This window comes from Variovorax sp. V35 (genome assembly GCF_041154465.1).
Lineage (GTDB): Bacteria > Pseudomonadota > Gammaproteobacteria > Burkholderiales > Burkholderiaceae_C > Variovorax > Variovorax boronicumulans.
Genome location: NZ_AP028666.1, coordinates 1,204,163 through 1,228,191, shown reverse-complemented (window position 1 = coordinate 1,228,191; position 24,029 = coordinate 1,204,163). Strand labels below are relative to the sequence as shown.

Here is a 24,029-nt window from a genome sequence, read left to right as displayed (position 1 = left end):
CTCCAGGTGTCGGGGGTCAGAGGTCGAAACGCGTGGCGCAGGCGTCCAGCGCGCCCAGCAGCTCGTCGCGCAGGGCCTGGGGGTCGTCCAGGCCGATCGACAGGCGGATGACCGGCCCTTCGACGTCGCAGAAATTGCGCCTGGCGAGTTCTTCCGCCGGGTAGAAGGCCGCGATGCTGCGCACGCCGCCCCAGCTGGCGCCGATGGCAAAGCGCTTCAGGCCGGCGAACAGCGCCCGGTAGGCGTCGTAGGGGCAGTCCACGAGCTGCAGCGACATCACGCAGCCGGGCTGCGCGAAATCGCGCGCCCACAGCGCATGATCCGGCGCGCCGGGCAGCGCCGGAAAGAGCATGCGGCGCACGAGGCGGTGCGCGTCGAGTTGCCCGGCGATCAGGCGCGCGCTGGCGGCCTGGCGCTCCATGCGCACCTGCATCGTGTCCAGGCCGCGGGCCACCAGGAAGCAGTCCTCCGGGCTCACGGCCAGCCCCATCAGCGACTGCAGGCCGCGCAAGGAGCGGTACAGGCTTTCGTCCTGGGTGGTGACGCTGCCCATCAGCACGTCCGAATGCCCGCCCATGTACTTGGTGCATGCGTGAACGCACAGGTCGACGCCGTGCGCCAGCGCGGCAAAGCCCAGCGGACTGGCCCAGGTGTTGTCGATGGCGGTCAGCACGCCACGGGCACGCGCCACGGCGGTGATCGCCGGCACGTCCTCGACTTCCATCGTCACCGTGCCGGGCGACTCCAGCCAGATGAGCCGCGTGTTCGGACGCACGAGGCGCTCGATGCCCGCGCCGATGCGCGGCGCATAGAACTCGACCTCGATGCCCAGCGCCTGCAGCCGTTCGACGGCGAAGGACTTGGCCAGGCCATAGGCGGCATCGGTCATCAAGAGGTGGTCGCCCTTCTGGAGCAGTGCGAGCAGCACGCCGCAGATGGCCGCCTGTCCGGAAGGAAAGACGATGCCGTGGGCGGCGCCGTCCAGCTCGGCGATGCGTGCCTCGAGGGCGCGCTGCGTCGGCGTGCCCGTCGTGCCGTAGCTGAAGCCGTCCGGCAGGCGGGTGCGGCGATGCACGAAATCGTCGAGCGAGTCGAAGACGACCGTGGAGGCGCGCCACACCGGCGGCGCCAGGCTGGCGAAGGCGGCGTCTGCAGAGGACGTGCCGGGATGGGAAATGGATGGGTTCACGATGGAAGTCAGTTCGCGGGGGCCGATTCGATGAGCTGCAGCGCATGCTTCATCTGCTCGACGGCCATGGTTTCGAGATCGGTGTAGACCTTCATCTCCACGCCCAGGCGGGTGAAGGTTTCGCGGGCGGTGGCGATCCGGGCCGGGTCCTGGGTCTTGGGGTTGGCCAGTGCCGCCTCCAGGCGCTTGTACTCGCTGGTGAGCAGGGCCGGCTGCTCGCCGAGGGCACGCAGGCCGGCGTTGGTCATCGAACGGATGCGCAGCAGCATCTTCACGTCCGACTGCTCCATCTCGCCCTGCGCCCGCTCCAGCGCCAGCTTGGCGGCCACCGCCTGCGGGCTGTCGGGCTTGCGGGTGGCCGCGAGGGTCTGGAACCTGGCGACGTCGCTGGAAAAGTCGTGCGCCCATGCGGGCATCGCACACGCCAGGACCGTCACTGCAAGCGCTGTTCGAAGGTTCATCTCGCGTCTTTCGGGAAGTGGCTGAAGACACCAACTCTAGGACGCTGGAGATAATCCGGATCGCGCCCGAAGTTCTTTCTCCATAAGCGGTTGTTATATGTTGCTCCGAGAGATCGAGGTGTTCCGTTCCGTGATGTCCGTGGGCTCCGCGAGCAAGGCGGCCGCACTCCTGGGCGTGACACAGCCGGCCATCAGCCAGTCGCTGCGCAGGCTGGAGGAAGCCGCGGGCTTTCCCCTGTTTCGCCGGCTGCGCGGCCGCCTGCACCCCACGCCCGAAGCGCAGGCGCTGCTGGCCGAGGTCGAGCGCGTCTTCGTGGGCTTGAGCAGCATCGAGCACCGCATGCGCAGCCTCAAGCGCTTCGGCGTCAACACGCTGCGCATGGCGGTGTATCCGGCCTTCGGCCTGAGCTTCGTGCCACGGGTGCTGTCGCGGCTGGTGGCCGAGCGCGGCGACGCCGACGCCCGCCCGCAGATTTCGCTGCAGGTGCTCAGTTCGCGAGAGGTGCACGAGGCCGTGCTGGGGCGCCAGGTCGACTTCGGGCTGATGGCCGACGAGATGCCGACGACCGGCCTGGAGCACTCCGAATTCGCGCGCTTTCCGGGCGTGGTGGTGATGCATGCCAAGCACCGGCTGGCCCGCGCCAGGACCATCCAGCCGCATCAACTCGCCGAAGAGCCCTTCCTTGCGCTCAACCCGGAAGACGCGTCCCGGCGCCGCCTGGAGCGGGCGCTGGCGGACCGCAACGTCGCGTTGAGCGTGCTGGTCGAGACCCCTTACGCGGCCAGCGTGTGCGAGATGGCCCTGAGCGGCATGGGCATCGGCGTCGTCAATCCGGTCACCGCGCTGGAGTACGCGCAACGCGGCCTGGCCGTGCGCCCGCTGTCGCTGGAGGTGTCCTTCGCTGGCATGCTGGTGCTGCCGCCGGGACAGCCGCTGTCCGGCCTGGCGGTGCGCGTGCTCCAGCTCATGCGCATCCAGCTGGCCGAAGACCAGAAGGCCCTGGCGGGCCTTCTCAAGCCTCGCGCCAGGTAGCGCCACGCAGGCGCAAGGCATTGGTGATCACCGACGCCGAGCTCAGGCTCATCGCCAGCGCGGCGATCATCGGCGACAGCAGCCAGCCCGTGAACGGGAACAGCACGCCCGCGGCCAGCGGCACGCCCAGCGCGTTGTAGAGGAAGGCGAAGCCCAGGTTCTGCTTCATGTTGGCGATGGTCTGCTCGGAGATCACGCGCGCCTGCGCAATGCCGCGCAGGTCGCCCTTGACCAGCGTCACCTGGGCGCTGTTCATCGCGACATCGGTGCCGGTGCCCATCGCCACGCCGACGTCGGCCTTGGCGAGCGCGGGCGCGTCGTTGATGCCGTCGCCGGCCATCGCGACGATGCGGCCTTCGCGCTGCAGTTTGTCGACCAGCGCGAGCTTGTCGGCGGGCTTCACTTCGCCGTGCACCTCGTCGATGCCCAGCTTCGCGGCGACGGCCCGGGCGGTGGTCAGCCCGTCGCCCGTGGCCATGATGACGCGCAGGCCCGAAGCCTTGAGCGCGGCCAGCGCCTCCAGCGTGGTCGGCTTGATCGGGTCCGACACCGCGAGCAGCCCGGCCGCCTGGCCGTCCACCGCCAGGAACATGACGCTCGCGCCCTCGGCCCGCAGGGCCTCGGCCTGCGGCTTGAGGTCGTCGACCCGCACGCGCAGCTGTTCCATGAGCGCCGTGTTGCCCAGCGCCAGCTTCCGGCCGGCCACGGCGCCGCTCACGCCGATGCCGCTGCTGGATTCGAAACCCTCGGGCGTGTCCAGCGCCAGCTGGCGCTCGCGCGCCGCCCGCACGATGGCGTCGGCCAGCGGGTGCTCGCTGCCCTGGTCCAGGCTGGCCGCCAGGCGCAGCACCTCGTCGGCGTTGAAGCCCGGCGCTGGCACCGCGCGCTCGAACTGCGGCCGGCCTTCCGTCAGGGTGCCGGTCTTGTCGACGATGAGCGCATCGACCTTGCGGAAGTTCTCGATCGCGGCGGCATCGCGGAACAGCACGCCCTGCGTGGCCGCCTTGCCCGTGGCCACCATGATCGACATCGGCGTCGCGAGACCCAGCGCACAGGGGCAGGCAATGATGAGCACCGCCACGGCATTGATGAGGCCGTAGACCCAGCTGGGCTGTGGCCCGAAGAATCCCCAAGCGAAGAAGGTCAGCACCGCGATGGCGATCACCGTCATCACGAAGTAGCCGGCGACCTGGTCGGCCATCCGCTGCATCGGCGCGCGCGAGCGCTGGGCTTGCGCGACCATCTGCACGATGCTTGCGAGCACGGTCTGCGAGCCGACCTTTTCCGATTGCATGACGAGGGCGCCGTTGGTGTTGAGCGTCGCGCCGATGAGCTTGTCGCCCACGCGCTTGGTCACGGGCAGCGGCTCGCCAGTGAGCATCGACTCGTCGACCGCGCTGCCGCCTTCGATCACCACGCCGTCCACCGGCACCTTCTCTCCGGGGCGCACGCGCAGCTTGTCGCCGACATGCACGTGGCCGATGGGCACGTCTTCCTCGGTGCCGTCGGCGCCGATCCGGCGTGCCGTCTTGGGCGCGAGCCCCAGCAGCGACTTGATGGCCGCGGAGGTCTGCGAGCGCGCCTTGAGCTCGAGGATCTGGCCCAGCAAGGTGAGCGAGATGATCACCGCGGCCGCCTCGAAGTAGACCGACACGCGCCCCATCGACACGAACGACGCGGGGAACACGCCCGGCGCCACCGTGGCCACGACGCTGTAGACAAAGGCGGCGGCCGTGCCCAGGCCGATCAGGGTCCACATGTTCGGGCTGCGGTTCGCCACCGACTGCACCGCGCGCACAAAGAACGGCCATCCGGCCCACAGCACGATGGGAACAGTGAGCACGAGCTCGATCCAGCTTTGCGTGCCCATCGCGAACCACTGCAGGCGGTGGCCGGCCATGGCGAGCACGGTGACGACAACGCTGAGCGGCAGCGTCCAGAAGAAGCGCCGCTTGAAGTCTTTCAGCTCGGGGTCTTCGCCCTCGTCGAGGGTCGGCATCTCGGGCTCCAGCGTCATGCCGCACTTGGGGCAGTTGCCCGGGTGGTCCTGCCGGATCTCCGGGTGCATGGGGCAGGTGTAGACCGTGCCCTCCGCAGCGGGCTGCGCAGGGTCCGCGGGCGCATGCCCGTGCGATGCGTGGTGATCGTGGTGGCCGTGATGACCGTGGGGGTGTCCTGCGTGCCTGGTGGACGTGTCGTTCATTCGCGTTCTCCGACAGGAAAGGGGGAAGCCCTTGAGGGGGAAGCGATCAGTGTCCAGGTTGACACGATGTGAAGGTCAAGCCCTGTCGCGCGATACCCTGGAAGAAAAAGCGCCGGCATGGCGGCCGGCGCGTGAAAGACGCGTGCGCATTACGCTCACTTGCCGGCCTTGCCCACCAGCACCGCGCCCTTCATTCCGGCGTCGTAGTGGCCCGGCTGCAGGCAGCCGAAGTCGACCTTGCCGGCCTGGGTGAACTGCCAGACGATCTCGCCGGTCTTGCCCGCGGCCAGCGTGACCATGTTCGGATCGGCGTGCTCCATCTCGGGATTCTTCTTCATGGCCTCGTAGTGCGCCAGCAGCGCCTTCTCGGTCCCGAGCACGAGCTCGTGCTTCAGGACGCCGGAGTTCTTGACGACGAAGCGCACCGTCTCCCCCTGCTTGACCTTGATGTCCGCCGGCGTGAAGCGCATCGAGTCCGTCATGTCGACCTGGACCGTGCGCGTCACCTTGGCGGCCACGCCAGGCTTGCCGACGGCGGCCTCGGCATCGTGGCCGTGGCCACCGGCATGGGTGCCCGAGGCAAAGGCGCCGGCAGCGGCCAGTGCGGCTCCTGCGGCGAAAACGGTGTTGCGGAAGGTGTGTGTCATGGTGTCCTTGGAGGTTGCCGGGATGCCGCGACTCTAGGAAGCCAAGCCCGTCCACCACCGATCACCCGGATTACAAAAAAGCAATCTGCGCGCGCGACCTCCGTGCATCGGCGACATGGGCACGGCCTTATTTTGCCCGGGCAAAATACCTCAAAGCTTCCCGACCGAAGGCACCCGGCCACCCGGTGTTTCCCCGGAAAAGCACGGCGGTGCCAAACGGCGGCAAGGGCGCCGCCCTTGAAAGGTCATCGAATGCCCTTATGATTAGCACTCGCTGCTGACGAGTGCTAACAGCCCTCCCATCCAGTCGACAGGTCGCCGGTTTCTCCGGCGCCCGACCACAAACAAACCCGTTTCTTACCCTTCCAGGAGATGCAATGAAACTTCGTCCTTTGGCCGATCGCGTGATCGTCAAGCGTGTTGACAGCGAAACCAAGACCGCCTCCGGCATCGTCATCCCCGACGCAGCCGCCGAAAAGCCCGATCAGGGCGAAGTCCTGGCCGTGGGCCCGGGCAAGCGCAACGACAAGGGCGAACTGGCCGCACTGACCGTCAAGGTCGGCGACCGCGTCCTGTTCGGCAAGTACAGCGGCCAGACCGTCAAGGTCGATGGCGACGAACTGCTCGTGATGAAGGAAGACGACCTGTTCGCAGTCGTCGAGAAGTAATTCTTCTCCTCCCTTTCGATCCCATCCAATCCAATCCATTCGGAGTTAATTCATCATGGCAGCAAAAGACGTAGTCTTCGGCGGCGAAGCCCGCGCACGCATGGTCGAGGGTGTCAACATCCTGGCCAACGCAGTCAAAGTGACCCTGGGCCCCAAGGGCCGCAACGTGGTGCTCGAGCGTTCGTTCGGCGCCCCCACCGTGACCAAGGACGGTGTGTCCGTGGCCAAGGAAATCGAACTCAAGGACAAGCTGCAGAACATGGGCGCCCAGCTCGTGAAGGAAGTGGCCTCCAAGACCAGCGACAACGCTGGTGACGGCACCACGACCGCCACGGTCCTGGCACAAGCCATCGTTCGCGAAGGTTTCAAGCTGGTGGCTGCCGGCATGAACCCGATGGACCTGAAGCGCGGCATCGACAAGGCTGTCACGGCCCTGGTCGCCGAGCTGAAGAAGGCTTCCAAGCCCACCACCACCTCCAAGGAAATCGCGCAAGTCGGCTCCATCTCGGCCAACAGCGACGAAACCATCGGCAAGCTCATCGCTGACGCGATGGACAAGGTCGGCAAGGAAGGCGTGATCACCGTGGAAGACGGCAAGTCGCTGGACAGCGAACTCGACGTCGTCGAAGGCATGCAGTTCGACCGCGGCTACCTGTCGCCCTACTTCATCAACAACCCCGAGAAGCAATCGGCGCTGCTCGACAACCCCTTCGTGCTGCTGTTCGACAAGAAGATCAGCAACATCCGTGACCTGCTGCCGGTGCTGGAGCAAGTCGCCAAGGCGGGCCGTCCGCTGCTGATCATTGCCGAAGAAGTCGAAGGCGAAGCCCTGGCGACGCTGGTCGTGAACACGATCCGCGGCATCCTGAAGGTTGTGGCTGTGAAGGCTCCTGGCTTCGGCGACCGCCGCAAGGCCATGCTGGAAGACATCGCCATCCTGACGGGCGGCAAGGTCATCGCTGAAGAAGTGGGCCTGACGCTCGAAAAGGTGACGCTGGCCGACCTGGGCCAAGCCAAGCGCATCGAAGTGGGCAAGGAAAACACGATCATCATCGACGGCGCTGGCGCTGCCGGTGACATCGAAGCCCGCGTGAAGCAAGTTCGCGTTCAGATCGAAGAAGCGACCAGCGACTACGACCGTGAAAAGCTGCAAGAGCGCGTGGCCAAGCTGGCCGGCGGCGTGGCAGTGATCAAGGTTGGCGCTGCCACCGAAGTCGAAATGAAGGAAAAGAAGGCTCGCGTCGAAGACGCCCTGCACGCCACCCGCGCTGCAGTGGAAGAAGGCGTTGTGGCTGGCGGCGGCGTGGCACTGCTGCGTGCCAAGCAAGCCGTGGGCGAGTCGGTCAAGGGCGACAACGCTGATCAAGAAGCCGGCATCAAGCTGGTGCTGAAGGCCATCGAAGCGCCCCTGCGCGAAATCGTGAACAACGCCGGCGGCGAAGCCTCGGTGGTGGTGAACGCTGTGCTGGCCGGCAAGGGCAACTACGGCTTCAACGCTGCGAACGACACGTACGGCGACATGCTCGAGCTGGGCATCCTGGACCCGACGAAGGTCACCCGCACCGCACTGCAGAACGCCGCTTCGGTGTCCTCGCTGCTGCTGACGACCGAAGCCATGGTTGCTGACGCACCCAAGGACGAGTCCGGCGCCGGCGGCGGTGGCATGCCCGACATGGGTGGCATGGGCGGCATGGGCGGCATGGGCATGTAATTTCGCTCGCCCCCAGGCTGCGCGGCACTTCGTGTCCGCTACGCCAACCCCCTACCGGGGGCAACACCTGCGGCCCGGCAAAGCCGGTTCCGCGGTGTTTCGCGAAATGAAAAAGCCCCGCTTCGGCGGGGCTTTTTCTATGGGCGCTCGGTATTAGATCGGGCCTATCGGAACTGGTCGCGCAGCGCCATGTAGAGCACCTGGAACCGCGCATGCCGCGTCTTGTGTCCATCGGCTCCTTCGGATGAAGGCTCCAGCGTCTGCTTCACCGGCGGCAGCGTGCACACCTCGGCCACAGCACCTCCATCGGCCAGCCACGCCAGGCGCGCCGCGCCGAGCGCCCCGCCCGTCTCGCTGCCCGCATACAGCGTCAGCGGCACCTGGAAGATGTCGGCCAGCAACTGCCCCCACCACACACTGCGCGCACCGCCCCCCACGAGCGCGACTTCGCGCAGCGGCATGTCGGCCGGCAAGCGCAGCGTGTCGAAGCCATCGCGCAGCCCGAAGCTCACGCCCTCGACCACGGCATAGGCGATCTCCGCCGGGCCATGCGCATGCGTGAGACCGAAGAGCACCCCTTGCGCATTCGGGTTGTTGTGCGGCGAGCGCTCGCCCGACAGGTACGGCAGGAACAGCGGGCAGCGCGCCCGGTCCGCCAACGCAACCGACGCAGCCGCTTCGAGCAACGCCGCCTCGTCCGCGAACTTGAAGGTCTTCGCTGCCCAGCTCACCGCGCTCGCGGCCGAGAGCATCACCGACATCTGGTGCCAACGCTTCGGCAGCGCGTGGCAGAAGGCGTGCATCGCCTGCGCCGGGTTCGGCAGGAAGCGGTCGGTCGAGACGAACACCACGCCGGAAGTGCCGAGCGAGACAAAGCCCTGCCCCGGCTCGACGAGCCCCATGCCGACCGCGCTGGCGGCGTTGTCGCCCGCGCCGCCGGCGATCTTCACGCCCTCGCGCAGCCCCCAGCGCGCCGCCAGTTCCGGCTTGAGCAGCGCGGAGACTTCACTGCCTTCCACCAGCCGCGGCATGTGAGCGCGCGTGAGCCCCGTGGCGGCGAGCAGTTCGTCGGACCAGTCGCGCGCGCCCACGTCGAGCCACAGCGTGCCGGCCGCGTCGGACATCTCGCTGACCGCCTCGCCGCTGAGCATGAAGCGCAGCCAGTCCTTGGGCAGCAGCACGCGCGCCACGCGGGCGAAGACCTCGGGTTCGTGCTCGCGCACCCACAGCAGCTTGGGCGCGGTGAAGCCGGGCATCGCGAGGTTGCCGGCGATCTCGCCCAGGCGCGGCACGGCGCGCGTGAGCGCCTCGCACTGCGCACCGCTGCGGCCGTCGTTCCAGAGGATGGCCGGGCGCAGCACCTCGCCTTCCGCGTCGAGCAGCGTGGCGCCGTGCATCTGGCCCGACAGGCCGATGGCGCGTACCTGCGCCAGTGCCTCGGCGTGCGTGGTGCGCAGCGCGGCCATGACGGCCTCAAGCGCCTGCCACCATTGGGCAGGCGCCTGTTCCGACCACAGCGGTTGCGGCCGGTCGACCGTGAGCGGCGCGCGTGCCACGCCGACGATGCGGTGATCGTCCGCGAGCAGCAATGCCTTGAGCTCGGACGTGCCGAGGTCGAGTCCCAGATACAAGATGGTCTCCCTGATGGCGCCTTCGGAGCGGGCGCGTTCGCCTTGAAAGAAGTCAGCCGAAGCGCGTGTCGGCCTGGCGTCTGAACTCGCTCGGCGTCATGCCCTTGATTTCGAGAAAGCGCCGGTTGAAGTTCGCCACGTTGTTGAAGCCCACCTGGTAGCAGATGTCGGTCACGTAGTGATCGGTCTGCATCAGCAGGTGGCAGGCGCTGTTGATGCGCACGCGGTTCACGAAGTCGGTGAAGCTGTTGCCCGTCGAGCGGCGGAAGAAGCGGCTGAAGCGGCTCTCGCTCATGCCCAGCTCGGCGGCCACGTCCGACATCGAGATCGAGTCGGTCATGTTGTTGGTGATGCGGTTCACGATGTCGTTGATCTGGTCGACCTGCGCATCGCCGTCGCTGCCCTGCACGCCCTGCATCTGCACGCTCGACAGCAGCCGGTAGTCGGTGCACTGCGCCAGGTCGGCCATGAACTCGAAGAACAGGCCCAGGCGGCGCACGCCGCGCGCGGCCTTGATGGCGTCCCAGTGCGCCAGCGCCTGCGCCGACATGCCGAAGAACTCGATGCCGTGGCGCGCGCGGTCGAGCAGCGGCATCACGTCGCGCAGCTCGGGAATCTCGGCGGCCGCGCGCTCGATGGGCTCGTGGCGGAACTGGATCACGCGGTCGCGCCCGGCGGCGCCTTCTTCGGGCACATCGAGCGAGATCCAGTTGTGCGGCAGGCGCGGCCCGCACAGCACGAGGTGGCCGGGCTGGAACGGCCCGATCCAGTCGCCGATGAAGGCCTTGCCCGAGGTCTCGGTGATCAGGTGCAGCTCGTAGTCTTCATGGAAGTGCCACCGCACCAGCGGGCTCGGAAAGCCGTGCGCGAGGCAGCGCACCAGGCCGGTTTCTTCCGGGGCCTCGTAGCCCAGCGACGGGGAGCGCGCGAAGTCGCGCTCCAGCTCGGGTTGGCGTTGACGAGGGATCGCGCGTTTGCGGGTGGTCGTGGTCATGGCGGCACGGATCGATCAGGGCCGGGAAGCGACGGCCTCGTTGTCTTCCTGCGAAAGCGCCGTGCGAACGGCTTCCAGCGTCGGTGGATCGGCGCCCTCGCGGGTGCAGTTCAGGGCCGCGGCGGTGGCGGCAAAGCGCATCACGGCGCGCCAGGCGTCGTCGCCAAGCTCGGCCAGTTGCGCGGGGTGCTCGACGCCGTGCGCCAGCAGCGCCACGGACAGCCCGGCGGTGAAGGTGTCGCCCGCGCCGATGGTGTCGACCACCTCGACGCGCGGCGCGGCCACGGTGAGCGGCGCGCTGCCGGTGCGCCACAGCGTGGCACCGGCACCGCCGCGCGTGACGACCACGGCGCGCGCGCCGGCCGTGAGGCATTCGGCCGCGAGCACATCCACGGGCCGCCCGGGGGCGAGCAGCGCGGCGTCTTCGTCGCTGAGCTTGACCAGGTCGGCCATGGCGAACCACTCGCTGACGCGGGCGCGGTAGGCGGCCATGTCCGGGATCAGGCTGGGCCGCACGTTGGGATCGAACACGATCACGCAGCGCCCCGTGTGGGCGGCCACGAGGTCGGCGATGCGCGACGACGCCGGCTCCTGCAGCAGCGAGATCGAGCCGAAGTGCAGGAAGCGGCATTCCGCCGGCAATTGGGGCAGCGGCTCGGGCGCCCAGGTCGCGTCGGCGCTGCCGCGTGTGTAGAAGGCGTAGCGGTTGGTCTGCGGCGTGCGCTCGACAAAGGCCAGCGTCGACGGCGCGTCGCTGCGCAGGATGAGCCGGGTGTCGACGCCGTTGCGTTCCAGAAAAGCCATCAGCCGCTCGCCGAACAGGTCGGTGGACAGCTGCGTGAGAAAGCCGGTCGGCTGCCCCAGCCGCGCGCAGGCCACGGCCGTGTTCAGCGGCGAGCCGCCTTCATGGCCGAGGAACGCCAGGGTGCCGCCTTCGCCGGCGGTGAAATCGATCAGGGCCTCGCCCGTGAGTGCAATGCGCATGGTGCTTGGATTTTCTTCTTCTGTCAGGGCAAGGCGCGGGCGTCGGCCAGGAAACCCGCTTCGGCAGCCAGGGTGGCGGGATGGTCGAGCAGCTCGGCAAAGAGGCGCGGCGGAATGGTGATGGCGCCCACGCCCAGTCCGAGCAGCGCCAGGTACGCCGCGCGCGAACGGATGCTCGCCACCAGCAGCCGCGTGCGGGGCGAAAGCCGTTGCGCCATCAGCGACTGCATCTGCGCGATGAGCGCCAGCCCGTCGATGCCGGCGTCTTCGAGCCGGCCGAGGTACGGCGCCGCATAGGCCGCGCCCAACTGCGCGGCGAAGTGCGCCTGCTCCGGCGCGTACACGGCGGTCCACGTCACAGGCACGCCCTGGGCGATGAGCCGCGCGCCGGCGTCCAGGCCCTGGCGCGTGGCGGGAATCTTGATGACGAGCTGGCCGGGGTCGAACTGCGGCAGCAGCGCCTGTGCGTCTTCGAGCATGCCGTCGACCTCGCTCGAATAGACCTGGGCCAGCACCTGGCGCGCCCCCAGGTCGATGCAACGTTTCAGCAGACCGGGGACATCGGCGCGCCCCACGCCCGCACGCTGCAGCAGCGTCGGGTTGGTCGTCACGCCGTGCACCACCGGGTGCGGCAGGCAGGCTTGCAGCTCGGCCAGGTCGGCGCTGTCGAGGTACAGGTGGAAGTCGTCGTTCATGCGGAAATGCGGAAGGAAGGTGGGGTTCAGCTCATGACATTGCCGCCGTCGACATTGAGGGTCTGCGCCGTGATGTAGCGCGCCTCGTCGCTGGCCAGAAACACCGCCGCTCCGGCAATGTCGCCCGGCACGCCCATGCGCCCGAGCGGCACGGCGAGCCCGACACGCCGCTTCTTCTCGCCCGGCGCCAGCCCTTCGGCCTTGGCGAACAGGCTGTCGACATGGTCCCACATCGGTGTGTCGACCACACCGGGGGCGATGCCGTTGACGCGGATGCCGTGCGGCGCCATGGCCAGCGCGGCGCTCTGCGTGTAGCTGATGACGGCCGCCTTGGTCGCGCAGTAGTGCGACACCAGCGCCTCGCCGCGGCGTCCGGCCTGCGAGGCCATGTTGATGACCGACGCGCCCGGCGTGCCGGCCTCGACCATGTGGCGCAGCACGGCCTGCATGACGAAGAACATGCCCTTCACGTTGACCGCGAAGAGCTTGTCGAACGAGGCCTCGTCGCTGTCGAGCAGCGGCGCGAGGTCGAACACGGCGGCGTTGTTGAACAGCGTGTGGATGGGGCCGAAGGCGACCTGTGCCTCGGCCAGCATGTGCGCGATGGCCCGCGTGTCGGTCACGTCGGCCGCGATGTAGGCGAGCGCGTCGGGATGGGCTTGCTGCAGCACGCGCACGGCCTCGGGTGCGGCGGTCGCGCGGTCGATCACGCTGCAGCGTGCGCCCTCGGCGATGCAGGCCTCGGCCACGGCCAGGCCGATGCCGCCGCCGGCACCGGTCAGCAGCACATGGCGGTCCTGCAGGCGGCCGCTCATGGCGCGGCCTTCTCTTCGATGAAGCGGGCCACGCGCTCGCCGGCACGGCGCACCGCATCGACCAGCCGCGCATCCCCTGCGAGGCTGCCCCAGAGCCCGGCATCGGCGCACAGCGCCGCCACCGGATCGGCCGCGTCGCAGATGGCGTGCGCGGCGGCGTCGTCCATGCTCTGGTCCTGGTAGGCATAGGGCAGCGTGCCCCGGTGCCAGCGCTGCAGGAACGCGAGGAACAGCGCGGGCAGCATCGCCACGCTGTCGATGCCCTGCCCGGCCGCGAGCCGCTCGCGCACGGTCGGCGCGATGAAGCCCGGGATCTTCGAGAAGCCGTCGGCCGCCACGCGCTGGTTGGTGTCGCGGATCGCGGGGTTGCCGAAGCGGTCGAGCACCACGTCGCGGTAGGCCGCGAGGTCGATGGGGCTGGGGCTCAGGCACGGGATGACGTCGTCGGTCACGTAGTCGAAGGCCATGCGGCGGATGGCCGCGTCGTGCGTGCCTTCGTGGATGAAGCCCAGCCCCGCCAGCGTGCCGGCCCAGGCGATGCAGCTGTGCGTGGCGTTGAGGATGCGGATCTTGGCCTCTTCATACGGTTGCACCGATTCGACGAGTTCGACGCCCACGCGCCCCCAGTCGGGCCGCCCGGCGATGAAGTCGTCTTCGATCACCCACTGGATGAAGCTCTCGCCCGTGACCGCCGCGCCGGCGTCGCGGCCCGTGGCGGCCAGCACGCGCGCGCGCAGCTCGGGCGGCGGGCGCGGCGTGATGCGGTCGACCATCGCGTTCGGGCAGCGGGTGTTGGCATCGACCCAGGCCTGCAGCGGCGCGTCGCCGACGAGCGCGATGAACTCGAGCAGGCCCGCGCGAAAGCGGTCGCCGTTGTGGCGCAGGTTGTCGCAGTTCAGCAGCGTCACGGGGCCCGCCTGCGCGGCGCGCCGCGCCCGCAGGATCGCGCAGACCGCGCCGTAGATCGTCTCGCCGGCCTCGCCTCGCCGCGCGCGTTCGATGTCGGCCGCGAGGTCGGTGAACGACAGGTCGAGCTTGCCCTTGGTGTCGAGGTAGTAGCCCGCCTCGGTCACCGTGAAGGAGACGATGCGCGTGGACGGCGCGGCGCCGCGCGCGATCACCGGGGCCAGCGAGGGCTCGTACGGCAGCACTTCGCGGATGGCTTCGATCTGCTCGTAGCGGTACTCGCCCGCAGGCGACACCGTCTCGAGCGTGTAGCGCCCGCCCTGGGCCTGCAACGCCGCGACGACCTCGGCCATGTCGGGCCGGATGTTGGCGCCCGACAGCGACCAGCGGGTGTCGCCCGCATCGATCAGCCGCTGCAGGTAGACGGCCTGGTGGGCGCGATGGAACGAGCCGAGGCCGAGGTGAAGCACCGTGAATTCCGAAGGCGCCGGTGGGGTGGGCACGAGGCCCGCTGCTGCGAGGGTCACGGGGAAGGTCCGTTGAAAGTGAGGGTCGTCGGATCAGGCGGCGACGGCGCGGCCTTCGCGGCTGAACAGGTGCAGCACGGACGGGTCGAGCTCGACCGCCACGTCGTCGCCAGCCTGCAGCGGCGTGCGTTCGTTCTGGCGCGCGATGAGCGGCACGCCGCCCACGTCCACGTGGATCAGCGTGTCGGCGCCCAGCGCCTCGATGAGCTCGACGCGGCCCGGCACGCCGGCGGCCGCGCCCTGCTTCGGATGCACGCGCAGGCCTTCGGGGCGCACGCCCAGGAAGCCGTCGCTCGGCAGGCGCCCGCCGGTCGCGGCGGAAAAGCTCGGGATGGCGCTCGCCGCCACCATGTTCATCGACGGCATGCCGATGAACTGTGCGACGAACTGGTTGGCGGGGCGGTCATAGAGTTCGAGCGGCGTGCCGACCTGTTCGATGAGCCCGTCCTTCAGCACCACCACGCGGTCGGCCAGCGTCATGGCCTCGACCTGGTCGTGCGTGACGTAGATGGTGGTCGCGCCCAGTGCGCGGTGCAGCTTGTGGATCTCGACGCGCGTGTTGCCGCGCAGCGCCGCATCGAGGTTCGACAGCGGCTCGTCGAAAAGGAACACCTTGGGCGCGCGCACGATCGCGCGCCCGATGGCCACGCGCTGGCGCTGGCCGCCCGACAGGTCCTTCGGCGTGCGGTCCAGGTACTGCGTGAGGTTCAGCGTCTTGGCCGCGTACTCGACCTTCGTCTTGATCTCGTCCTTGGCCACGCCCGCGAGCTTCAGCGCGAAGGACATGTTGTCGTACACGCTCATGTGCGGGTACAGCGCGTAGCTCTGGAACACCATCGCCAGGTCGCGCTTGCCCGACGGCGTCCAGGTGATGTCCTTGCTGTCGAGCAGCAGGTTGCCGCTGGTGATCGGCTCGAGCCCCGCGATCAGCCGCAGCAGCGTCGACTTGCCGCAGCCCGAAGGCCCGACGAAGACGATGAACTCGCCCTTCTGGATCTGCAGGTCGACGCCCTTGATGATGTGGACGTCGCCAAAGCTCTTCTTGATGTTCTTGAGTTCGAGGTAGGCCATGAGATGTCTCCCTTTCTTTACTTGACGGCGCCGAAGGTCAGGCCCTGCACGAGCTGCTTCTGGCTGAACCAGCCGAACACGACGATGGGCGCGATGGCCATCAGCGACGCGGCCGACAACTTGGCCCAGAACAGGCCTTCGGGGCTGGAGTACGAGGCGATGAGCGTGGCCAGCGTGCCGGCCTTGGCGGAGGTGAGGTTCAATGCCCAGAAGGCCTCGTTCCAGCTCAGCACCAGGCACAGGAGGCCGGTCGATGCGAGTCCGCCGACCGACAGCGGCATCACGACATGGCGGAACTCGGTCCACAGGCTCGCGCCGTCCATGCGCGCGGCCTCCAGGATCTCGTTCGGAATGTCCTTGTAGGCGCTGTAGAGCATCCACACCATGATCGGCAGGTTCGACAGCGTGAACACGATGGTGAGCGCGGTGAGCGAGTCCAGCATGCCCGCGGTCTGCGCGAGCACGTAGATGGGCACCAGCGCACCGACGGCCGGCATCATCTTGGTGGAGAGCATCCACATGAGGATGTCGCGCGTCTTCTTCGTGCGAAAGAACGCCATCGAGTACGCGGCGGGTGCGGCGATCAGCAGGCCCAGGATGGTCGAGCCCAGGCTGGTGATGAGCGAGTTGCGCGCGTACAGCAGGTAGTCGCTGCGGCGCTGCACCTCGCCGAAGTTGTCGAGCGTGGGCTCGAAGATGAACAGCGGCGGCACGTGAATGGCCTGCAGCTCCGTCTTGAAGGCCGTGAGGAACAGCCAGCCGAGCGGGAAGAAGAGAAGCAGCGCCACGGCCCACGCACCGACGGTGCGCAGCAGCTGGGGAAGGAAGTTGCTGGGTTGCATGGTCGTTCCTTCTTCAGTCGAGGTTCTTGCCGATGATGCGGATCAGGAACACCGCGACGATGTTCGCCAGCACCACCGCGAACAGCGCACCCGCGGAGGCCACGCCCACGTCGAAGTTCATGAGCGACTGCTTGAAGATCATGTAGGTCATGTTCGTGCTCTCGTTGCCCGGGCCGCCATTGGTGGTGATGGCGATCTCGGCGAACACGCTGAGCAGGAAGATCATCTCGATCATGATCACCACGGCCATCGGGCGGCCCAGGTGCGGAATGGTGAGATAGAAGAAGCGCTGAAATGAACTGGCGCCGTCCATGCGCGCCGCTTCCATCTGTTCGCGGTCGAGCGACTGCAGCGAGGTGATGAAGATCAGGCAGGCGAAAGGCAGCCACTGCCACGCCACCATGATGATCACGGAGAACAGCGGCACGTCGGTGAGCCAGTCGACCGGCTGCGCGCCGAAGAAGCGCCACACATCGGCCAGGATGCCGTAGATGGGGTTCATCATCATGTGCTTCCACAGCAGCGCATTCACTGCAGGCATGACGAAGAAGGGCGAGATCAGCAGCACGCGCACGATGCCGCGGCCCGGGAAGGGTTCGTTCACCAGGAGCGCAAGCAGCACGCCGAACACCACCGTGATGACGATGACGCTGCCGATGAGCAGCAGCGTGTTCCACGTGGCCGGCCAGAAGTCGGGGTCGGTGACGAAGTAGTGAAAGTTCTCGATGCCCGCGAACGTGCGTTCGCCGGGCTGCATGAGGTTGTAGTTCACGAACGAGAAGTACAACGTCATCAGCAGCGGCACGATCATCCACAGGAAGAGCGTGAGCACGGCGGGCGCCATGAGGGCGCGGGGCAGGAGTCTTTTCATGGTCTGTTCCTCTCAGGCTGCGGCCCTCTCCCCGCGGGGAGAGGGGAAGAAGCGCGGCTTACTTGTAGTAGCCCGCTTTCTTCATCTCGCGCTCGGCTGCGAGCTGCGAGGTCTTCAGCGCCTGATCGACCGTGACCTTGCCCGACAGCGCCGCGCTCATCTGCTGGCCCACCGCCACGCCGATGGCCTGGAACTCGGGAATGGCCGCGTACTGCACGCCGACGTACGGCGACTTGGGCAAGGTGCTGTCGCTGAGGTTGGCGCTGTCGATGGCCTTCTTCTCGGCGGCGGCGAACTTGGCGACCTTCTGGAACTCGGGGTTCGCGTAGGTCGACTTGCGCGTGCCGGTGGGCACCGTGCCCCAGCCGTGCTCCTTGGCCACGAGGTTGACGTACTCCTTGGAGGTCGCCCACTTCACGAAGGTCTGCGCGGCGGCGCCCTTGGTCGAGCTGGCGGGAATGGCCAGGTTCCAGGTCCACAGCCAGTTCGCGCCCTTCGGCGTGACAGCGACGGGTGCTTGCGCGAAGGCCACCTTGTCGGCCACCTTCGACTGCTTGGGGTCGCTGATGAACGAGGCCGCGATGGTCGCGTCGACCCACATGCCGCACTTGCCTTCGTTGAACAGCGCCAGGTTCTCGTTGAAGCTGTTGGCCGAGGCGCCCGGCGGGCCGTAGGCCTTCATGAGGTCGACGTAGAAGCCGATCGCGTCCTTCCAGGGCTTGGTGTCGATCTGCGGCTTCCACTGCATGTCGAACCACTGGCCGCCGTTCGTGTTGACCAGCGTGGTCAGGAAGGCCATGTTGTCGCCCCAGCCCGGCTTGCCGCGCAGGCACATGCCGTACAGGCCGCCCTTGGGGTCATGGATCTTGCCGGCCAGTTCCTTCACCTGCGCCCAGGTGGGCTGCTCGGGCATCTTGAAGCCGACCTTGTCGGCCAGGTCCTTGCGGTACATGAGCATCGAGCTCTCGCCGTAGAAGGGCGCGGCGTACAGCTTGCCTTCGTGCGACAGGCCGGCGCGGATGGCGGGCAGCAGGTCGTCGGCGTCGTAGGCGGCATCGGTGGCGATGGGCTGCAGCCAGCCCTTCTTCGACCAGATCGGCGCCTCGTACAGGCCGATGGTCATCACGTCGAACTGGCCGCCCTTGGTGGCGATGTCGGTGGTCACGCGCTGGCGCAGCGTGCCTTCCTCGAGCGTGACCCACTTGAGCTTGATGTCGGGGTTCGCCTTTTCGAAGAAGGGCGTGAGCTTCTGCATCTCGATCATGTGGCCGTTGTTGACGGTCGCGATCACGAGTTCGGTGGCGGCGTGGGACACAAGGCCCGTGCCGATGAGTGCGAGGGCGAGGCCCGCTTTCAGAAAGCGCTTCATGGTGTCTCCTTGGGTGAGCGACGCCTCGGTATCGTGGTCGCCGTGCCCGGATTCTGGAGAAACGCGCTTGCGATTTTGGTATTTCGAGCGGCCCAACCAGTACTCTCTTGCACCAGTTGGCTAGTGAAATCCCTAGTTAACGCAATTCAGGATGGAAAACTGTCCGGCTGAAGTTCTCGCCCGTCACGCGTGCCCACCCAGCAGCTGGCGCCGGAACTGCGCCGCCGCCGGCGACAGCGGGCGGTCTTCGCGGGTGATGAGGCAGATCGGCGGCACGCGCACCGGCAGCTCGACCGGCACGGTGCGCAGCACGCCCAGCCGGCCGTAATGGTTGGCCTGCGAGGCCGGCATGACGGCGGCCATGTCGGAGTTCTCCAGCAGCGCCGTGATCGCGATGGGCGATGCCGTTTCGATGATGTCCAGCCGCGCCTGGATGCCCGCCTCGCGCATCGCCGCCTCGAAGCGCCCGCGCTGCGGCGAGCCCGGCGGCTGCAGCACCCACGACCAGGTCGCCATCTCGGCCAGCGTGACCGTGGCCGCGCGCTCGAACACCGGGTGCGCCGCGCGCACCACGACCACCTGCGACTCGCCCAGCAGCGGCACGCTCGCGTACTTCGCCTCGTCGTGGCCGTCGGTGAGGCGGCCCAGCACGAGGTCGACGTCGCCCTGCTCCAGCTGCGCCTGCATCAGGTCGCTGGTCTCGACCACCACCGACACGGCCACCTGCGGATGGCGCAGGTGGTATTCGACCAGCGCCGGCGCCAGCAGCTCGGGCACCGCGCCCGGCACGCTGCCCACGCGCAGCGCACCGCTCAGGCCGGAACGCAGCGCGAGCATTTCCTCGCGCGCGGTGCCGAAGTCACTGAGCACGCGGTGGGCGTAGCGGATCAGGATCTCGCCGTAGGGCGTGGGCGCCATGCCGCGCGCCAGGCGCTCGAAGAGCTGTTCGCCCAGCGACTCCTCCAGCTGCTGCAGCAGCTTGGTGGCCGCGGGCTGGCTGATGTTCATGGCCTCGGCCGCGCGGCCGAGGTGGCGGTGCGCATCGAGCCGGGCCAGCAGGAGCAGCTGGCGCGGCCTCACATGCAGCATCAGCGAAGCGTCGGTGAGGCCGGATTTCATGCACAAAAGTATATGGAGCTTCGGCCTTTTTCGATTGGATCGCGCGCCAGAAGCTCCGTAGGCTCGGGCCCACAACAAGCAGGAGACGACGCGATGACCCTCTTTCCCCTGGCCCGCGGTGCCGGCCTGGCGGCGCTCCTGGCGTTGGCCGCCTGCCTGAACGCGGGCGCGCAGCCGGCCTACCCCGACAAGCCGCTGCGCATCCTGGTCGGCGCCTCGCCGGGCGGCGGCACCGACATCCTTGCGCGCGTGCTGGCCGACAAGTTCGCGCCCGTGCTCAAGCAACCCGTGACGGTGGAGAACCGCCCCGGTGCATCGAACACCATCGCCGGCGAACTCACGGCCCGCGCGCCGGCCGACGGCGCCACGCTGCTGCTGGCCACCAACACGGCGCAGGCCGTGGCGCCGCACATCCTCAAGCTCAAGTACGACCCGCTGAAAGACCTGCAACCCATCGGCCTCGTGGCCGTGATGCCCAACGTGCTGGTGGTGTCGGCCAGCTCGCCCTACAAGTCGGTGAAGGACCTTCTGGCCGCGATGGCCGCGAAGCCCGGCGGCTTCAAGTACGCGTCGTCGGGCATCGGCAGCACGCAGCACGTGGGCGGCGAAGCCTTCAACCTGGCCACGGGCATGACCTCGATCCACGTGCCCTACAAGGGCAGCTCGCAGGCGCACATCGACATCATCTCGGGCGAAGTCGAGATGATGTTCGACAGCACCTCGTCGGCCATGGGCCAGATCCGCGCCGGCAAGTTCCGCGCGCTGGCCGTGAGCGCGCCGCAGCGCTCGCCCGAGCTGCCCGATGTGCCGACGCTCGCCGAGCAAGGCGTCAAGGGCGCCGACGTGTCGACCTGGTACGGCCTGTACGTGACGGCCGGCACGCCGCGCCCGGCGGTCGAGCGGCTGAGCGCCGAACTCACGCGCACGATGGGCCTGGCGGACGTGCAGTCGCGCATCAAGGCCCTGGGCGGCGAGCCCGGCACGCTGACCGGCGAACCCTTCGCGGCGATGAATCGGCAGGAGTTCGACCACTACGGCCGGCTCGTGCGCGACGCGCGCATCAAGGCCGAGTGAGGCCGCCCTTCCCCCTTCTTCTTTCCTCAGACATCCGACCATGCCCACCCCCTCCTCCACCCCGCGCGTGACCTCCGCCAAACCCCGCATCGCCGTGCTGCTGGGCGACCCCAGCGGCGTCGGCCCCGAGATGGCCGTGAAGCTGCTCGCGCGCCAGCGCAACCTCGACGCCGCGCGCGTGCTGCTGATCGCCGACCCCGTCGTACTGGCCGCGGGCGAGCGCGTGGCGGGCGCGAAGCTGGCCCCGCTGCAGGTGAACACCCTCGACAGCCTGCGCTTCGAGGACGGCCGCCCGAGCCTCCTCGTGCGCGACTGGATGGCGGGCGAGGAGCCAGTGCTCGGCGAGTCCAACGAGCGCTCGGGCCGCGCCTCGTTCGAAGCACTGGAGCTGGCCACGCAGGCCGTGCGCAACGGCCAGGCCGACGCGATCCTCTTCGCGCCGCTCAACAAGCATTCGCTGCGCCTGGGCGGCCTCGTGCACGAGGACGAGCTGCGCTACATGCAGGAGCGCTTTGCCGTCACGGGCTTCGTCTGCGAGTTCAACCTCACCGGGTCGCTGTGGACCTCGCGCGTGACCTCGCACATTCCGCTGAAGGACGTGGCGCGGCACATCACGGTGGAGGGCGTGCGCGACGCCGTGAAGATCATCGCGTCGGCGCTGCGCCGCGCCGGCGTGGCACACCCGCGCATCGCCGTGACCGGGCTCAATCCGCACGCGGGCGACGGCGGTTCGATCGGCATGGAAGAGATCGAGATCATCGCGCCCGCCATCGAACAGTTGCGCGCCGAAGGCCACGACGCGCGCGGCCCGTTCTCGCCCGACACCGTGTTCATCGGCGCGCGGCGCGGCGACGTGGACGCGGTGGTGTCGATGTACCACGACCAGGGCCAGATCGCGATGAAGCTCATGGGCTTCGAGCAGGGCGTGACCCTGCACGGCGGCCTGCCCGTGCCCGTGGCCACCTCGGCCAGCGGCAGCGCCTTCGACATCGCCGGCCAGGGCATGGCGCAGATCGAAGGGCTGCAGCAGGCCTTCGACCTGTGCGTGCGGATGGCAAGCGGTGCGCCAGCGCCTGCATCCGTGGAGGCGGCGGTGGCCTAAGCCGCTTGCTAACGCCCAAAAGAAAAGGGCCGCGTGTGCGGCCCTTGGCAGAAAGATCAGGCGCTCGGCGGTTCGCCGTAAGCATTGCTCTCCGGCTGCGACGGCTGAACGAAGAAGTAGATCAGCACCAGATTGATCAGCGGGACGATCGACAGCAGCAAGAACCAGCCGCTCTTGCCGATGTCGTGCAGGCGGCGCACGCCCACCGCGAGGGCGGGCAGAAGCAGGGCCAGCGCTGCAATGAAGTACACGTACTCATGGATCAGGCCCGTCACGACGAGCACGCCGAACTGGGCCAGAAAAAACCACCAGAACTCGGAACGCGACGCACGACCCGTGAAATCGGTGTACTTGGCGATGCACGTCTTGACCGCTGTTTGAAAGTCCATTGACTCGCTCCTCTTGATGAATCCCAGGGAAATTTCCCCGGGGCCATCATATCGGCGCACTGTGCAACGACAAACTCGGCCAAACCGGCCACCACCCTGCAAACCAATGGCCTAAAGGCCTAGTGGATAGCGCCTTTGGCCAAGGCTCGTAAGCCTTGCGGTGACGTGTGCCGTCAGGTGCTCAGCCGCTGCAGCAGGCCGGCCGTGGAGGCATCGAGCCCCGAGACATCGCCCGAGGCCAGGCGCGGCTCGATGTCGCGCGCCAGCACCTTGCCGAGCTCCACGCCCCACTGGTCGAAGCTGTTGATGCCCCACAGCGCGCCGCTGGTGAACACGCGGTGCTCGTACATCGCGAGGAAGGCGCCCAGTGCTTCGGGCGTGAGCTTCTCGAACACGAAGAAGGTGCTCGGCCGATTGCCCGGGAAGTTTTTGTGGCCGCCTTCGTCGAGCTTGCCGACCATCAGCGCCTGCGCCTGCGCGAGCGCGTTGGCCAGCAGCTTGGGGTGGTGGCCGTCGAGGTCGTGCGAGGCATCGCGCACCGCCATGAACTCGAGCGGGATCACGTCGGTGCCCTGGTGCAGCATCTGGAAGTAGGCGTGCTGGCCGTTGGTGCCGGGCTCGCCCCAGAGCACGGGCGAGGTGCCGAAGGCCAGCGGCGCGCCGCTCGCGTCGACCTGCTTGCCGTTGCTCTCCATCTCGAGCTGCTGCAGGTAGGCCGGCACGCGCTTCAAGGCGCTGTGGTACGGCGCGATGCTGCGGCTCGTGAAGCGGTGGAAGTTGCGGTACCAGACATCGAGCAGGCCCAGCCGCACGGGCAGGTTCTGCTCGAGCGGCGCGGTGCGGAAGTGCTCGTCCATCGCGTGCGCACCCGCCAGCAGCCGGCGAAAGCCGTCGGCGCCGATGGCCAGCGCGATCGGCAGGCCGATGGCCGACCACAGCGAATAGCGCCCGCCCACCCAGTCCCAGAAGCCGAAGGTGGTGTCGATGCCGAACTGCTTCGCGGCCTCGACGTTGGTGGTGAGCGCGGCGAAATGGCCGGCGATGTCGGTGCCGCCCGACTGTTCGTACCAGCGCTTGGCCGAGAGCGCGTTGCTCATCGTCTCGGCCGTGGTGAAGGTCTTGGAAGCGACCAGGAACAGCGTGTGCTCGGGCGCCAGGCCCTTGAGCACGCCCGCCAGCTCGTGGCCGTCGACGTTCGAGACGAAGTGAAAGCGCTTGCCCGGCGCCACGAACTCCGCGAGGGCCAGCACGGCCATCTGCGGGCCGAGGTCGGAGCCGCCGATGCCGATGTTGACCACGTCGGTGATCGTGTGGTCGCTGCGCACCTTCTCGGCGTAGGACAGCATGGCGTCGAGCGTGGCATGCACCTCGCGCAGCTCGTGGGCCGTCTGGCGGCCGGTGGCCGCGTCGGCCGGCGCGCGCAGCAGCGTGTGCAGCACGGCGCGGTCTTCGGTGTTGTTGATGTGCGCACCCGCGAACATGGCGTCGCGGTGGGCCTCGAGGCCGCATTCGCGCGCCAGCGTGAATAGCAGCGCCTCGGTGCGCGCGTCGATGAGGTTCTTCGACAGGTCGGCGAAGACGTGCGGCGCCTCCTGGCTGAAGCGCGCGAAGCGCCCGGCGTCCTCCACGAAGGCATGGCGAAGATCGAACTGGCGACCGGCCGTGTCGAAGCTGGACTGCAGTTGCGCCCAGGCCGGCGCGCGGTCACAGCGCAGGGTCATGGTCATG

The 24,029-nt window shown here is 68.2% G+C and carries 22 protein-coding genes; 5 read left to right on the top strand and 17 right to left on the bottom strand.

Going from position 1 to position 24,029, the window contains the following annotated elements; translation table 11 throughout:
• Window positions 1-16: 16 nt before the first annotated feature.
• Both ACAM42_RS05580 and ACAM42_RS05575 read right to left on the bottom strand, forming a co-directional pair.
• Entirely contained in the window at window positions 17-1,189 is a 1,173-nt protein-coding gene (locus ACAM42_RS05580; RefSeq protein ID WP_369631353.1) for a PLP-dependent aspartate aminotransferase family protein, read from the bottom strand.
• A gap of 8 nt (window positions 1,190-1,197) precedes the next feature.
• Window positions 1,198-1,650: a hypothetical protein gene (locus ACAM42_RS05575; protein WP_369631352.1), complete on the bottom strand. Its 453-nt coding sequence runs from the start codon at window positions 1,648-1,650 to the stop codon at window positions 1,198-1,200.
• Between the two features lie 97 nt (window positions 1,651-1,747).
• On the opposite strand from ACAM42_RS05575, the gene ACAM42_RS05570 reads away from it, so the two are divergent.
• Entirely contained in the window at window positions 1,748-2,683 is a 936-nt protein-coding gene (locus ACAM42_RS05570; RefSeq protein ID WP_369631351.1) for a LysR substrate-binding domain-containing protein, read from the top strand.
• Here ACAM42_RS05570 and ACAM42_RS05565 read toward each other — a convergent pair.
• Complete coding sequence (locus ACAM42_RS05565; RefSeq protein WP_369631350.1) at window positions 2,664-4,886, bottom strand: copper-translocating P-type ATPase; 2,223 nt, start codon at window positions 4,884-4,886, stop codon at window positions 2,664-2,666. The two genes, ACAM42_RS05570 and ACAM42_RS05565, sit on opposite strands and share 20 nt — an antisense overlap.
• Before the next feature lie 155 nt (window positions 4,887-5,041).
• Window positions 5,042-5,533, bottom strand: coding sequence for a plastocyanin/azurin family copper-binding protein (locus ACAM42_RS05560; RefSeq protein ID WP_095743735.1), 492 nt, complete (start codon window positions 5,531-5,533; stop codon window positions 5,042-5,044).
• A gap of 377 nt (window positions 5,534-5,910) precedes the next feature.
• Between ACAM42_RS05560 and ACAM42_RS05555 the strand changes: the two genes are divergently transcribed.
• Together ACAM42_RS05555 and groL are read left to right on the top strand one after the other, a co-directional pair.
• Window positions 5,911-6,201, top strand: a complete 291-nt coding sequence (locus ACAM42_RS05555; protein WP_056572926.1) for a co-chaperone GroES — start codon at window positions 5,911-5,913, stop codon at window positions 6,199-6,201.
• A 55-nt stretch (window positions 6,202-6,256) separates the two neighbouring features.
• Window positions 6,257-7,912, top strand: a complete 1,656-nt coding sequence (groL, locus tag ACAM42_RS05550) for a chaperonin GroEL (RefSeq protein ID WP_042579049.1) — start codon at window positions 6,257-6,259, stop codon at window positions 7,910-7,912.
• Between the two features lie 164 nt (window positions 7,913-8,076).
• On the opposite strand, the gene xylB is transcribed toward groL, so the two are convergent.
• From xylB to ACAM42_RS05495, 11 genes are all read right to left on the bottom strand, one after another.
• Complete coding sequence (gene xylB, locus ACAM42_RS05545) at window positions 8,077-9,543, bottom strand: xylulokinase (protein ID WP_369631349.1); 1,467 nt, start codon at window positions 9,541-9,543, stop codon at window positions 8,077-8,079.
• A gap of 52 nt (window positions 9,544-9,595) precedes the next feature.
• Entirely contained in the window at window positions 9,596-10,537 is a 942-nt protein-coding gene (locus ACAM42_RS05540; RefSeq protein ID WP_369631348.1) for a helix-turn-helix domain-containing protein, read from the bottom strand.
• A gap of 15 nt (window positions 10,538-10,552) precedes the next feature.
• Window positions 10,553-11,521, bottom strand: coding sequence for a carbohydrate kinase (locus tag ACAM42_RS05535; protein WP_369631347.1), 969 nt, complete (start codon window positions 11,519-11,521; stop codon window positions 10,553-10,555).
• 23 nt (window positions 11,522-11,544) lie between these two features.
• Complete coding sequence (locus tag ACAM42_RS05530; RefSeq protein WP_369631346.1) at window positions 11,545-12,216, bottom strand: transaldolase family protein; 672 nt, start codon at window positions 12,214-12,216, stop codon at window positions 11,545-11,547.
• 26 nt (window positions 12,217-12,242) lie between these two features.
• The gene (locus ACAM42_RS05525; RefSeq protein ID WP_095948299.1) at window positions 12,243-13,031 is read right to left on the bottom strand and encodes an L-iditol 2-dehydrogenase; all 789 of its coding nucleotides are present in this window, start codon (window positions 13,029-13,031) and stop codon (window positions 12,243-12,245) included.
• Window positions 13,028-14,407: a D-arabinitol 4-dehydrogenase gene (dalD, locus tag ACAM42_RS05520; protein WP_369632726.1), complete on the bottom strand. Its 1,380-nt coding sequence runs from the start codon at window positions 14,405-14,407 to the stop codon at window positions 13,028-13,030. The genes ACAM42_RS05525 and dalD overlap by 4 nt, the downstream gene beginning before the upstream one ends.
• A 90-nt stretch (window positions 14,408-14,497) precedes the next feature.
• Window positions 14,498-15,535, bottom strand: coding sequence for an ABC transporter ATP-binding protein (locus ACAM42_RS05515; RefSeq protein ID WP_070059983.1), 1,038 nt, complete (start codon window positions 15,533-15,535; stop codon window positions 14,498-14,500).
• Between the two features lie 17 nt (window positions 15,536-15,552).
• The gene (locus tag ACAM42_RS05510) at window positions 15,553-16,377 is read right to left on the bottom strand and encodes a carbohydrate ABC transporter permease (RefSeq protein ID WP_013539656.1); all 825 of its coding nucleotides are present in this window, start codon (window positions 16,375-16,377) and stop codon (window positions 15,553-15,555) included.
• Between the two features lie 13 nt (window positions 16,378-16,390).
• Complete coding sequence (locus tag ACAM42_RS05505) at window positions 16,391-17,248, bottom strand: carbohydrate ABC transporter permease (protein WP_070059984.1); 858 nt, start codon at window positions 17,246-17,248, stop codon at window positions 16,391-16,393.
• Between the two features lie 58 nt (window positions 17,249-17,306).
• Window positions 17,307-18,617, bottom strand: a complete 1,311-nt coding sequence (locus tag ACAM42_RS05500) for a sugar ABC transporter substrate-binding protein (protein ID WP_062472668.1) — start codon at window positions 18,615-18,617, stop codon at window positions 17,307-17,309.
• Between the two features lie 183 nt (window positions 18,618-18,800).
• On the bottom strand, window positions 18,801-19,736 hold the full coding sequence (locus tag ACAM42_RS05495; RefSeq protein ID WP_369631345.1) for a LysR family transcriptional regulator: 936 nt from the start codon (window positions 19,734-19,736) through the stop codon (window positions 18,801-18,803).
• A gap of 93 nt (window positions 19,737-19,829) precedes the next feature.
• On the opposite strand from ACAM42_RS05495, the gene ACAM42_RS05490 reads away from it, so the two are divergent.
• On the top strand, window positions 19,830-20,810 hold the full coding sequence (locus tag ACAM42_RS05490; protein WP_369631344.1) for a Bug family tripartite tricarboxylate transporter substrate binding protein: 981 nt from the start codon (window positions 19,830-19,832) through the stop codon (window positions 20,808-20,810).
• A gap of 40 nt (window positions 20,811-20,850) precedes the next feature.
• Window positions 20,851-21,912 carry a 4-hydroxythreonine-4-phosphate dehydrogenase PdxA gene (locus ACAM42_RS05485; RefSeq protein WP_369631343.1) on the top strand — a complete coding sequence of 354 codons (1,062 nt, stop codon included), beginning with the start codon at window positions 20,851-20,853 and terminating at the stop codon, window positions 21,910-21,912.
• Window positions 21,913-21,968: 56 nt separating this feature from the next.
• Here the strand turns inward: ACAM42_RS05485 and ACAM42_RS05480 are convergent, their stop codons facing one another.
• A complete protein-coding gene (locus tag ACAM42_RS05480) occupies window positions 21,969-22,301 on the bottom strand; it encodes a DUF805 domain-containing protein (protein WP_369631342.1) in 333 nt (110 codons plus the stop codon).
• A 173-nt stretch (window positions 22,302-22,474) separates the two neighbouring features.
• Complete coding sequence (pgi, locus tag ACAM42_RS05475) at window positions 22,475-24,028, bottom strand: glucose-6-phosphate isomerase (protein WP_369631341.1); 1,554 nt, start codon at window positions 24,026-24,028, stop codon at window positions 22,475-22,477.
• Window position 24,029 lies beyond the last annotated feature (1 nt).